At 72.0% G+C, this 12,470-nt stretch carries 8 protein-coding genes and 1 pseudogene; all 9 read left to right on the top strand.

From position 1 onward, the window contains the following. Positions 1-558: 558 nt before the first annotated feature. The 9 genes and pseudogenes from JNW91_RS07640 (at position 559) to JNW91_RS07600 (ending at position 12,464) form a co-directional block, all read left to right on the top strand. Positions 559-2,552: pseudogene (locus JNW91_RS07640) on the top strand (TIGR03960 family B12-binding radical SAM protein). 247 nt (positions 2,553-2,799) lie between these two features. Then, positions 2,800-3,240 (top strand): hypothetical protein, encoded by a 441-nt coding sequence (locus tag JNW91_RS07635; RefSeq protein ID WP_203174197.1) that lies wholly within the window; start codon positions 2,800-2,802, stop codon positions 3,238-3,240. Positions 3,241-3,250: 10 nt separating this feature from the next. After that, complete coding sequence (locus JNW91_RS07630; protein ID WP_203174196.1) at positions 3,251-4,705, top strand: hypothetical protein; 1,455 nt, start codon at positions 3,251-3,253, stop codon at positions 4,703-4,705. Between the two features lie 10 nt (positions 4,706-4,715). After that, positions 4,716-6,065: a type VII secretion-associated serine protease mycosin gene (gene mycP / locus JNW91_RS07625; RefSeq protein ID WP_203174195.1), complete on the top strand. Its 1,350-nt coding sequence runs from the start codon at positions 4,716-4,718 to the stop codon at positions 6,063-6,065. 157 nt (positions 6,066-6,222) lie between these two features. Beyond that, positions 6,223-7,035, top strand: coding sequence for a TIGR03936 family radical SAM-associated protein (locus JNW91_RS07620; RefSeq protein WP_255545027.1), 813 nt, complete (start codon positions 6,223-6,225; stop codon positions 7,033-7,035). Between the two features lie 131 nt (positions 7,036-7,166). Then, positions 7,167-10,217, top strand: a complete 3,051-nt coding sequence (locus JNW91_RS07615; protein WP_203174194.1) for an Rne/Rng family ribonuclease — start codon at positions 7,167-7,169, stop codon at positions 10,215-10,217. 251 nt (positions 10,218-10,468) lie between these two features. Beyond that, entirely contained in the window at positions 10,469-10,717 is a 249-nt protein-coding gene (locus JNW91_RS07610) for a hypothetical protein (RefSeq protein ID WP_203174193.1), read from the top strand. A 65-nt stretch (positions 10,718-10,782) separates the two neighbouring features. Beyond that, positions 10,783-11,205: a cobalamin B12-binding domain-containing protein gene (locus JNW91_RS07605; RefSeq protein WP_203173237.1), complete on the top strand. Its 423-nt coding sequence runs from the start codon at positions 10,783-10,785 to the stop codon at positions 11,203-11,205. Next, entirely contained in the window at positions 11,202-12,464 is a 1,263-nt protein-coding gene (locus JNW91_RS07600) for a methylaspartate mutase (RefSeq protein WP_203173236.1), read from the top strand. The genes JNW91_RS07605 and JNW91_RS07600 overlap by 4 nt, the downstream gene beginning before the upstream one ends. Positions 12,465-12,470: the final 6 nt, after the last annotated feature.

Raw genomic sequence — 12,470 nt, 5'->3', positions numbered from 1 at the left:
TGGGGTAGGGCAACGTCGGGGGCAGCGGAGGCAGGTCGGCGTGCGGCAGGTTCCAGCCGCCGGTGTCCACGCCGGCCCACGGGTCGACCGGGGTGCGGTGTTCCGGAGGCTCGTCCGGCACCGGCACCGGCACTGGCGGCGGCGGGGTCGGCTCGGTCGACGCGCCCCAGGTCCGCCGGCGTGGCAGCGGGGGGAGGCACCGGCGCGGAGCCGCTCCACCTGGGCGCGGGAGCCTCCGCGGTGGCGGCCGTGCCCTCCGCGGCGGTGGCGGGCGAGCCCGCGGCTTCTGGCTGGTCCGAGGGTCGGTCCTGGTCCGACGGGTCCGACGGGTCCGACGGGTCCGACGGTACGGGTGGGGAGGTCGGCTCGTCGGCGACCGCCGGGTCCCGCTCCGGCTCTGCGCCCGGGGTGCTCCCGTCGGCCGGCCGTGCTCCCGGCTGGGGCTCCGGCATCGCGGCAATCTCCTCTCGCGCCGGTCCGAGGTTAGTACCGCGCCGCCACCACCGCGATCGGGCGTGCGCGCGGTCACCGCCGGGCGGGCGCGTACCCTTGGGCATCATGAGTGCCCCGTCCACGACGCCGCGCGCGGCCGCGACCAATTCCGTTTGGCCCCGGCTGGAGCCGCTGCTCCCTCAGGTCTCCAAGCCCATCCAGTACGTCGGTGGCGAGTTGGGTGCGGTGGTCAAGGACTGGGACGCCGCGACAGTGCGCTGGGCGCTGATGTATCCCGACGCGTACGAGGTGGGCCTGCCCAACCAGGGTGTGCAGATCCTGTACGAGGTGCTCAACGAGCTGCCCGACACCCTCGCCGAGCGGACGTACGCGGTCTGGCCGGACCTGGAGAGCCTGATGCGCACGCACGGCGTGCCGCAGTTCACCGTCGACGCGCACCGGTCGGTCCGCGACTTCGACGTGTTCGGCATCTCGTTCTCCACCGAGCTGGGTTACACCAACATGCTCACCGCGATCGACCTGGCCGGCATCCCGATGCTGGCGCCGACCGCACCGACGCCGACCCGGTGATCGTGGCCGGCGGGCATGCCGCGTTCAACCCGGAGCCGATCGCCGACTTCATCGACGCCGCCGTGCTCGGCGACGGCGAGGAGGCCGTCCTGGAGATCACCGCGATCGTCCGGGAGTGGAAGGCCGAGGGCTGCCCCGGTGGCCGCGACGAGCTGCTGCTGCGGCTGGCCCGCACCGAGAGCGTGTACGTGCCGCGCTTCTACGACGTCGACTACCTCCCGGACGGGCGCATCCAGCGGGTCGTGCCGAACCGGGCGGACGTGCCGTTCCGGGTGCACAAGCGCACGACGATGGACCTGGACGCCTGGCCGTACCCGAAGAAGCCCCTCGTGCCGTTGGCGGAGACGGTGCACGAGCGGTACGCGGTGGAGATCTTCCGGGGCTGCACCCGGGGTTGCCGGTTCTGCCAGGCCGGCATGATCACCCGGCCGGTGCGGGAGCGGTCGATCACCACCGTCGGGCAGATGGTGCGCGAGGGCCTGGAGTTCTCCGGCTTCTCCGAGGTGGGCCTGCTGTCGCTCTCCTCGGCGGACCACTCGGAGATCGGTGACATGTGCTCGGGCCTGGCCCAGCAGTACGAGGGCACCAACGTCTCGCTGTCGCTGCCGTCGACCCGGGTGGACGCCTTCAATATCGACCTCGCCCAGGAGCTGTCCCGTAACGGGCGGCGTACCGGCCTGACCTTCGCCCCGGAGGGCGGGTCGGAGCGGATCCGCAAGGTCATCAACAAGATGGTGTCGAAGGAAGACCTGATCCGCACCGTCGTCACCGCGTACAGCAACGGCTGGCGGCAGGTGAAGCTCTACTTCATGTGCGGCCTGCCCACCGAGACCGACGAGGACGTCCTCGAGATCGCGGACATGGCCCACGAGGTGATCAAGGCGGGTCGGGCCGCGACCGGCTCGAAGGACATCCGCTGCACGGTCTCCATCGGCGGGTTCGTGCCGAAGCCGCACACCCCGTTCCAGTGGGCCCCGATGGAGCGTCCGGAGGTCATCGACCACCGGCTCAAGATCCTCAAGCAGGCGATCAACTCGGACCGCTCGCTGGGTCGGGCCATCGGCTACCGCTACCACGACGGCGAGCCGTCGCTGATCGAAGGGCTGCTCTCCCGGGGTGACCGCCGGGTCGGCTCGGTGATCCGCAAGGTCTGGGAGAACGGCGGCCGGTTCGACGGCTGGAGCGAACACTTCTCGTACCAGCGCTGGGTGGACGCGGCGGCCGAGACGCTGCCCGCGTTCGGGGTGGACCTCGACTGGTACACCACCCGCCAGCGTGACGAGCTGGAGGTCCTGCCCTGGGACCATCTCGACTCCGGCCTGGACAAGGACTGGCTCTGGCAGGACTGGCAGGACTCGCTCAGCGAGTTCGAGCAGGACGACTGCCGGTGGACGCCGTGCTTCGACTGCGGCGTCTGCCCCTCGATGGACACCGAGATCCAGATCGGTCCGACCGGCAGGAAGCTGCTCCCGCTCACCCCGCTGGGTGGCAACGGCATGAAGGTGCCGACGGCCGGCCACCCCGCCTGACCGCCCGCCGCAGGGCAGCGCCGGGTGGCGGTGAACCGCTACCCTCCATGTTCGACACGTCACCCGCCGGGTCCAGGCCCGGCGGGTGACCGGCGTTGGCGCAGGAGGCGGTCCCCCAACTGCGTCGTGGACATCGACGGCGCTGGCTACGATCGACGATGGCCGGGGCTGCCTCGACGTGGCCGCACTCGATACGCTGCGTCTGACATGGACCGACCCGGCGGGTCGGGGGACGGGGAGGAATCGCATGGGGGACATTCCGCCGCCGAACACCGGCGATCTGCACGTCAGCGTCGAGGACCTGGACGCGGCGGCGACCTACGTCGAGCGCCTCAAGCAGTACGTCGACGACACCATCAGTTACGAGATGGAGCGCGTCAAGGAGCGGATGAAGGGCGACAGCAACAACGCCCAGACCGTCCCGAACGGCACCCCCTTCGGCGCCTTTGAGGACGCCCGGATGCAGTGGCAGGCGCTGACCAGGTCCACGGCCAACATGGAGGCGCACCTCAAGACGCTCTCCGAGAAGCTCGCCGGGCTGAAGAAGGGCACCGAGGACATCGCCAAGGCATTCCGCGACGCGGAGGCGCGCAACGCCGCCAACGGCAAGGAGATCGAGCGCCTTCTGGACTCCGCGGCGCCGCCACCCACGGCCGGCGGCACACCCACGTACCCGTACACGGCCTGAGGGGGACGAGATGGCTGGAGGAACCTGGGAGCGCTGCGTCCGCGAGGTGACGCTCTCCGCGGACCCGGAGACGGTCGGTTCGGTCGGTGTGGGATGGAACAACCTCTCCACCGGCCTGGGCTATCTGCGTGACGCGCTCGTCGGCCGGTCGTTCGTCGGCCCGATCGCGACCGGTCAGGAGCGCCCGCACGTCGGCGGTCTGCCCGCGATGCTCGCCGGTTGGAAGGGCAGCGGGGGTGACGCGTACCGCGAGCATCTGGGCGAGATCGGCAAGCAGATCGAGGAGCTGATCACCGACGCGAGCAACGTCAGCGGCGCGTTGACGCGGATCGAGGGTGACATCCGCAAGGCGGTCTCCACGATCCCGATCCCGCTGATGGACGACTTCGGCTGGAACGAGTGGAGCCTGCCCAACGGCACCGAACTCGACGACTCCCGCGACGGCGAGAGCACGTCCGGTTTCCTCGCCGCGCTGCGTCAGGACTACCAGAGCAATCCGGCGTCGTACGCCGACGGGGCGTTCCGCGACAAGGCCGACGACCTGGAGGCGACCATGAAGGTCGACGGTCAGGCCGGTGACCAGAAGCGGGGCGGCTGGTGGGACACCAAGTCCCACCTGGACAACTGGTACCGGGACAACCAGCAGGCCGCCAACACGGCGATGTCACCGCTGCCCAAGGCCGTGTACACGGAACGCCCGAAGTTGGTGGTGAACGATCCGACGGGTCGGAGGGACGACTACACCCCCGACGATCGGACACCGCCGAAGGGACGTCCCGACACCGCTGGCATCGGTGGGGACGGCAAGGTCGACATCGGCGGAAACCCAGACATCGGCAGCAGGCCGCCCGGCGTCGGTGACATCGGCGGTAAGCCACCGTCCACGATGGACCCGTTCACGCCGCCCACCACCCGTGGTCCCGGCGACGGACCCTCGCCCACCGGATCCGACCCGTTCAACCCCCCGTCCACCGGCTCGGGCTACCCGAGCGGCGACGAAGATTACAGCAGTGGCCTGGCCGGTGCCGCGCCGAGCGGAATCGGCGGTGCGGGTGGTGGCCTCGGCGGCTCCGGGATCGGTAGTGCCGGTCTGGGCGGCGGATTCGGCGGTGGTGGCGTCGGCTCGGCCGGCGGAATCGGGGCCGGCGGTGGCGGCCTGGGCGCGGCCGGCGGGATCGGTGTGGGGGGCATTCCCGGCATGGTCGGCGGTGGCAACGGAAAGGTGCCGCCGATGACCAGCGCGGCGAACGCGTTGCGCACCGCCGCTGGCGCGGGTGCGGGCGGCGCTGGCACGGCGGGCGGCGCACGCGGCGGTGCCGGGATGATGGGCGGCGGCATGATGGGCGGCGCCGGCGGCGCCGGACACGGTGGCAGTGGTACGGGCTCCGAGCACTCGTCGTGGTTGACTGAGGACGACGATCCGTGGGGCCCCGGTGACGGTGCGTCCCCGGGCATCCTGCGATGAGGACGGACGGATGAGGCTTCACGGCGCAGCGCGCCGGCCGATCACGGCCTGCCTGCTGGCGGGGCTCCTGGTGCTGGGGGCCGCCCAACCGGCGGCCGCCGCTCCCCGGCGGGCCGAGCAGTGGTATCTGGACGAGCTCCGGATCGAGCAGGCGCAGAAGCTTTCGACCGGGCGGGGCGTGGTCGTCGCCGTGGTCGACAGCGGCGTCGATGCCACCCATCCGGATCTGAAGGGCCAGGTGCTCGCCGGTGGCCGCAGCTACGGCGCCGGCGGGGACGGGCGGGCCGACGAGGAGGGGCACGGCACGCACATGGCCGGCATCATCGCGGCGACGAACGCCAGCCGCGACGGCGTGGACGGCATCGCCCCCGACGCGAGGATCCTGCCCATCAAGGTGTACGCGGGTAGGGACGCACCGTACGACGACAGTGCGATCACCCGTGGCATCCGGATGGCCGTCGACGGTGGCGCCAAAGTGATCAACGTGTCTCAGGGCAAGCCGTCGGCCGTCACCCCCGAGGAAGAGAGCGCCATCAGGTACGCCCTGGACCACGATGCCGTCGTGGTGGTCTCCGCCGGTAACACCAGGAGCGGCGACGTCGAGGTGAGTGCCCCCGCCAACGTTCCCGGCGTGATCGCCGTGACCGGGACGACCCGGGGTGGCAGGTTCTGGTCCGGGTCGGCCCGGGGGCCGGAGGCGGTGATCGCCGCGCCCGGCGACAACATCTACAACGTGGGTCCCAACAAGGGCTACGGCTGGGGTGACGGCACCTCCGACTCCACGGCGATCGTCTCCGCTCTCGCCGCCCTGATCCGGGCGAAGTATCCGAACCTTGACGCCGCCAACGTGATCAACCGGATCATCCGGACCGCCCGGGACGCCGGTCCGGCCGGCCGGGATCCGCAGTACGGCTTCGGCCTGATCGACCCGGTGACCGCGTTGAGCGCGAACGTGCCGCAGGTCGCCGCCAACCCGCTTCTGGACCCGGCCGCCGCGACCAACCCGACGCCGGTCCGGACGGAGGCCGCCGACGAGGAGTTCGACGTCACCCAGCACGGTGACCGCGGTGGCCCCACCGACCAGCAGGTCATGGTGGTCGGCATCGGTATCGCCGTGGTGCTGGTGCTGCTGCTGGGGCTGGCGGTCTTCCTGATCTGGAACCGACGCCGGTACCGCCGTGAGGCGGCCCTGCCGGCCGACATCCCGGAAGACCTGCTCGACCCGGTCCCGCCCGCCGGTTACGCCCCGCCGTCCGGTTACGCCCCGCCGTCCGGTTACGCCCCGCCGTCCGGTTACGCCCCGCCCTCGGACTACGCCCCACCGGGTGGGACGCCGCCCGTGCCGCCGAGGGAGCGGTAGCCGCTTCTGCTGATCAGTGGCCGGCCGGTGACCTGCGGGTCGCCGGCCGGCCGTGGACGTGGTGGTGGGCCGACACCGCCCCGCTGACCGGTTGCGCCGGTTCGTGGCGCCGGTCCGGCCGCCCCCGGTCGCGTACCGTCACGAGCCCTGCGCCAGGATGGGTGGACTTGCAGGTACACCCGAGGAGCCCACGATCGCCAGAAAGCCTCAACCCGAGGGCGGCCAGGCGCCGGTCGTCCAGCGCGTCCGCATCCGGTACGCCAAGCGCGGACCACTGCGGTTCACCTCGCACCGGGACTTCGCCCGGGCCTTCGAGCGTGCGCTGCGTCGGGCCGCCGTGCCGATCGCCTTCTCCCAGGGATTCACGCCGCACCCGAAGATCTCCTACGCCAGCGCCGCGCCCACCGGGGTGGCGAGCGAGGCCGAGTACCTGGAGATCGGCCTCCAGGCGCCGGTCGACCCGGAGGCGCTGCGGGCCGCGCTGGACGCCGCGCTCTCGCCCGGACTGGACGTGCTGGACGCCGTGATCGCCGACGGGGGCAGCCTGCCGGACCGGATCGAGGCCTCGCACTGGCACATCGAGTTGCCGGAGGTCGACACGGCCGTGCTGCGCGCCGCCGTGGATGCCTTCACCGCCGCCGAAGAGGTGCTGGTCGAGCGGATGACCAAGCAGGGCCGACGGACGTTCGACGCCCGCGCGGCCGTGATATCGATCGATGTCCTCGCCCCGACGCCGACGCCTTCCGGGGTACCGGTCGTCCCATGTGCGATACTCGAACTGGTCGTGCGGCAGGTCACCCCGTCCGTACGGCCCGATGACGTCCTTTCCGGCCTCCGCGTGGTGGCCGACCTGGAGCCGCCGGTCTCGCCGAGGGTGACCCGGCTGGCTCAGGGCACGCTGACCGCGCAGGGTGCGATCGTGGATCCGTTGGATGCGGACCGCGACGGGGCAGCCATCGTTGGGCACTGACCGACGGTCAGTGCTCTGGCAGGCAGACTTCGGCGGTCGCGCACCACGCGCGCCCGGCGGAAACACTTTTGCGGCGACCCTGCGTGGCAGCGCTCACCCGCGCCCGGGCTAGCCAGAACTGGAGAACGTCCATGCTCGAGAACGAGCCCGAGGGCGGCGAACGGACCGGTTCACAGCCGGCCAGCGAGACCGCCGACCAGAGCGCCACCACCGACGGCGCCACCGTCGCGAACCCCACCGCGGAGCCGTCGGGGGCGGAGAACGCCGAGCCCGCCGCACCCGCGCGGCGTACCCGGGCCACCCGGCGTCGGGCCACCCCGCTCAACCAGCCGGAGCAGGCCGAGGCGCCCGTCGAGGCGTCCACCGGCGGGACGGGCGCCGTCGAGTCGCCGCAGGCGGAAATCTTCGCCCCGGTCTCCGGCGACCTGGACGTCGCCCCGAAGACCCCCCGACGCCGGCGCAAGGCGGCCCCCGTCGAGACGACCGCCGAGGAGCCGTTGGTCGCGGCCAACGCGGAGGCGGCCCCCGCCGAGGTCGTTCCTCCGGTCAAGGTGACCCGCACCCGGCGGAAGAAGGCCACGCCCGCCGCCGTCGAGGAGCCGCCGGCCGTCGAGGAGCTTCCCGCCGTCGAGGCCGAGGACGAGGCCGCGGAGACGCCGGCGGAGTCCGACCTGCGCGAGGCCGAGGCCGAGCTCAACGAGGCCGCCCCCGCGCCGAGCGGGACCGGTGCCGAGCCGACCCGGGCCAGCGGTGCGCAGGACGTTTCCGGTGAGGTGCCGCCGGGGGTGGCCGTGGCCGCCGGGTCGGATGAGCCGGTCGAGCCGGCCGAGGTCGTCGAGCCGGAGCAGCCACGTACCCGTCGTCGGCGGGCCGCGCTCACCGCGCCCACCGTGCTGTTCATGGCGCCGCAGCCGGACGCCGTACCGGTGACCCGGCCGGCGGAACCCGCCCCGGTCGCCGAGGAGCCGGCCGTGGAGGCCGAGCCGTCCCGCCGTCGCCGGCGCGGTCGCCGCGACGTCGAACCGGCGGAGCCGGTCGAGGCGATCGAGGCCGAGGAGGAGCCGACCGAGGAGGCCGAGGAGGCCATCGAGGCGGATGAGGACGACGAGGACAGCGCCGCCGCGCGCCGCCGCCGCCGGCGTGGTCGCCGGGGCCGGGGCCGGGGCAAGGGCGGTGCCGAGGACTCCGAGGACGACGAGTCCGAGGAGGCAGCGCAGGCTGAGGAGGAGGAGACCGCCGAGGCCGAGGCCGAGGGCGACGAGGACGAGGAGTCCGAGGGCGCGGACGGGATGACCCGTCGGCGTCGGCGTCGCCGCCGCCGGGGCGCGGGTGACACCGAGGGTGCCGCCGACGACGGCGTGCCGACCGTGGTCAAGATCCGCGAGCCGCGCAAGACCGTCGACGAGGTGCAGGGCGTGTCCGGCTCGACCCGGCTGGAGGCCAAGCGCCAGCGCCGCCGGGACGGCCGGGAGCAGCGGCGTACCCGGCCGCCGATCCTCAGCGAATCCGAGTTCCTGGCCCGCCGGGAAGCGGTCGACCGGGTGATGGCGGTCCGCCAGCGCGGTGACCGCACCCAGATCGCCGTCCTGGAGGACGGCGTGCTGGTCGAGCACTACGTCACCCGCAACTCCTCCGGCACGATGGCCGGCAACGTGTACCTGGGCAAGGTGCAGAACGTGCTGCCGAGCATGGAGGCGGCTTTCGTCGACGTCGGCCGGGGCCGCAACGCGGTGCTGTACGCCGGCGAGGTCAACTGGGACACCTCCGGCCTGGAGGGGCGCGCCCGCTCGATCGAGCAGGCGCTGCGCTCCGGTGACTCGGTGCTGGTCCAGGTCACCAAGGACCCGATCGGGCACAAGGGGGCCCGGTTGACCAGCCACATCGCGCTGTCCGGCCGGCACCTGGTCTACGTGCCGAACGGCAACGCCTCCGGGATCAGCCGGAAGCTCCCGGACACCGAGCGCAAGCGGCTGCGCGACGTGCTGAAGAAGCTGGTCCCGGACGGCGCGGGCGTGATCGTCCGCACGGCCGCCGAGGGCGCCAGCGAGGACGAACTGGCCCGGGACGTCAAGCGGCTCCAGGCGCAGTGGGAGGACATCCAGGCCAAGGCCGCCGAGGGTGGCGCGCCGGTGCTGCTCTACGAGGAGCCCGACCTGGTCATCCGGGTGGTCCGGGACCTGTTCAACGAGGACTTCCGCGAGCTGGTGATCGAGGGCGAGCAGTCGTACGACATGGTCGAGTCGTACCTGTCGCACGTCTCCCCGGACCTGGTCGACCGGGTGCGGCGGCACGTCGGCACGAGTGACGTCTTCGCCGAGTACCGGATCGACGAGCAGATCATCAAGGGCCTGGACCGTAAGGTCTTCCTGCCCTCCGGCGGTTCGCTGGTCATCGACCGCACCGAGGCGATGACGGTGGTCGACGTCAACACCGGCAAGTACACGGGCTCCGGGGGCAACCTGGAGGAGACGGTCACCCGCAACAACCTGGAGGCGGCCGAGGAGATCGTCCGCCAGCTGCGCCTGCGGGACATCGGCGGCATCGTGGTGATCGACTTCATCGACATGGTGCTCGAGTCGAACCGTGAGCTGGTGCTGCGCCGGTTGACCGAGTGCCTGGGCCGGGACCGCACGAAGCACCAGGTCACCGAGATCACCTCGCTCGGGCTGGTGCAGATGACCCGCAAGCGGATCGGCGCGGGCCTGCTGGAGGCGTTCAGCGAAACCTGTGAGTGCTGCAAGGGCCGGGGCGTCATCATCCACACCGAGCCGGTGCCGGAGAAGCCGCGTACCGGTGGGGCGGGGGAGAAGGTCAAGGCGGTCGCCTCGTCGGTCGCCGCCGCCGCGCCCACCGAGCAGCAGGGCACCGCGTCGTCCCGCCGCCGGGCCCGCAAGAGCGCGTCCGCCGAGAAGGCGGTGGTCGAGGTCGCCGACACCGACACCGCCGTCGAACCGGACGCCGACTACGTGGACACCATGGGCTACGACCTGTCCCGCTACGAGTCGGACACCGCCGCCGCGCCGGCCGTCTCGGACAGCCAGCAGGGCGAGTCGGCCCGGCTGGCCGCGGCGGACGACCCGGATGCGCTCGCCGACGGTGACTCCGACGAGGAGAGCACCGAGGGCGGCGCGGGCCGTCGCCGTTCCCGCCGGGGTGGCGCCCGCCGGCGGACCCGCCCCTGACAGCCTGACCGGCCCGGTGTTTGACGAGGTCCCTTCCCCGGCAATCTGACGGGGGAGGGACCTCGCTGGTCCGGCCACCTCGGGTCGGGACCGGCCACTCCCGGTCAGGAGAAGAAGATGCGTCGTCTGCTCGCCGTCACCGTGCTGGTCACCGCCCTCAGCGTCGGGGACCGACGTGCGCAACGCGCCTAGCAAATACCGCCATCCCTGGTCGCTGATCGCGTCCGAGGCCGCCCGTCGACTCAGCGTCCGTGCTGGGTCGCGTCATCGTCAGCATGCAGTTTCTCAACTACGGCGCCATTCCGATCGGCGCGCTGCTCGGTGGCGCGCTGAGCACGCTGCTCGGCGTGCGCACCACCATCTGGATCACGGCGAGCGCATTCGCGCTGTCCAGTCTGATTCTGGTGCTCAGTCCCATCCGCCGGCACCGGCAGCTTCCCTCCGCTCCCGCCGATCAGTTGCCGTCTTCACTGCCGGTCCAGGCCGAGCCCGTCTCATAGAGTCCGAGCGTCGGCGTGAGCAAGCAGTTTTGTGCGACGCGGCGCGCGACTCTCGGGAGGGACCGATGCATCGACTCAACGTTGTTCTCACGACGACGGCATCCGACTCCCACACCTGGAACCTGATCTATCTCGAACTGTTGCTTCAGGAGTGGGGGCACGCGGTGACCAACCTCGGCCCGTGCATGCCCCCCGAATTGCTGCTGCGGCGCTGCCGCGAGCTCACCCCGGACCTCGTCGTTGTCAGCAGCGTCAATGGTCTCGGTTTCGGTGAGGCACGGACGCTGATCCCACTGCTCCGGGACTGCCCGGAGCTGGCCGAGACTCCGGTGGTCATCGGCGGCAAGCTCGGCACCGGCGTAGAGGACGAGGCCGCGGAGGCGGCGGAACTACGCGCGGCCGGGTTCGACCTGGTCGTCAACGACTCCGACGGGCTGGGCCCGTTCCGGGACTTCGTCGAGTCGATGTGTCTGAGGGTCCTGCGTTGACCGCAGGAGCAGGGAACGCCTTCGGCGCGTACGTCGCGCGGGTCGCGCGGGCCGGTCAGCTGGTGGTCCAGCCACGCATGGGCTTCGGTCGCCCGGAGGCGATGCGGGCCGGCCTGCTCGCCGTCCGCGCGGCCTCGGTGACCAGCGTCGGCACCCTGACCGTTGACAGCTTCACCCGGGTCGGCCTGCACGACGCCGCGCGCCGCGCGCTCGACGAGGGGCGGGCTCTCAACGGATACCCGATCGTCACGCACGCCCCGGCCACCAACCGAGCCGTCCTCGACGGCGCGGTGGGACCGGAGTTTCCGGTCCAGGTCCGGCACGGGTCGTCCCGGCCCCAGGCCATCATCTCAGCCCTCACCCTGGCCGGCCTCGACACCACCGAGGGCGGTCCCGTCTCCTACTGCCTGCCGTACGGCAGGACCGGGCTGCGTGAGTCCGTCAGGAACTGGCGGGAGAGCTGCGAGTTGCTCACCAGGGTCCGGCAGCGCGGGGCGGAACCGCACCTGGAGACCTTCGGCGGTTGCATGATGGGGCAGCTGTGCCCGCCGAGCCTGCTGGTCGCGCTCAGCCTGCTGGAGGCGCTGTTCTTCTGCCAGCACGGCCTGCGCAGCGTCTCGTTGAGCTATGCGCAGCAAACCGACACCGGGCAGGACGAGCAGGCCGTCCGCGCGCTGCGGGTCCTCGCCGGGGAACTGCTCGCGGGCGTGGAGTGGCACGTCGTGGTGTACACGTACATGGGCGTCTACCCGCGCAGCCGGGGTGGCGCGCTGCTGCTGCTGGAGGAGGCCGTGACCCTGGCGGTCCGGACGGGCGCGGCGCGGGTGATCGTCAAGACCGTCTCCGAGGCGCACCGGCTGCCGACGATCGCGGAGAACGTCGAGGCCCTGGAGGTCGCCTCGCTCGCCGCGCGCACGGTCGAGCGGGCCGCCGACGACGCCGACAACGAGGTGCTGGTGGAGGCCCGTGGGCTCGTCGAGCGGGTGCTCGACCTCCGCGAGGACGTCGGAGAGGCCCTGATCGAGGCGTTCACACGGGGCTTCCTGGACGTGCCGTACTGCCTGCACCCGGACAACCGGCGCCGCAGCGGCAGCTGCATCGACATCGACGGCCGCCTGCGCTGGACCAGCGTCGGCGCGATGCCCATCCCCAAGCCGGCCGTCATGGGCCGGCCCCACTCGCTGACCGCCGACGGCCTGCTCACGTCACTGACCTATGTGCAACGGAAGTTCGACGGGCTCGCGCTCGCGAGCGGGTGACCGGGC

Source organism: Micromonospora parastrephiae, from assembly GCF_016802865.1.
Classification (GTDB): Bacteria; Actinomycetota; Actinomycetes; order Mycobacteriales; family Micromonosporaceae; genus Micromonospora; species Micromonospora parastrephiae.
Note: the sequence above shows the minus strand (reverse complement) of the source record. Positions and strands in the feature narration are given on the sequence as shown.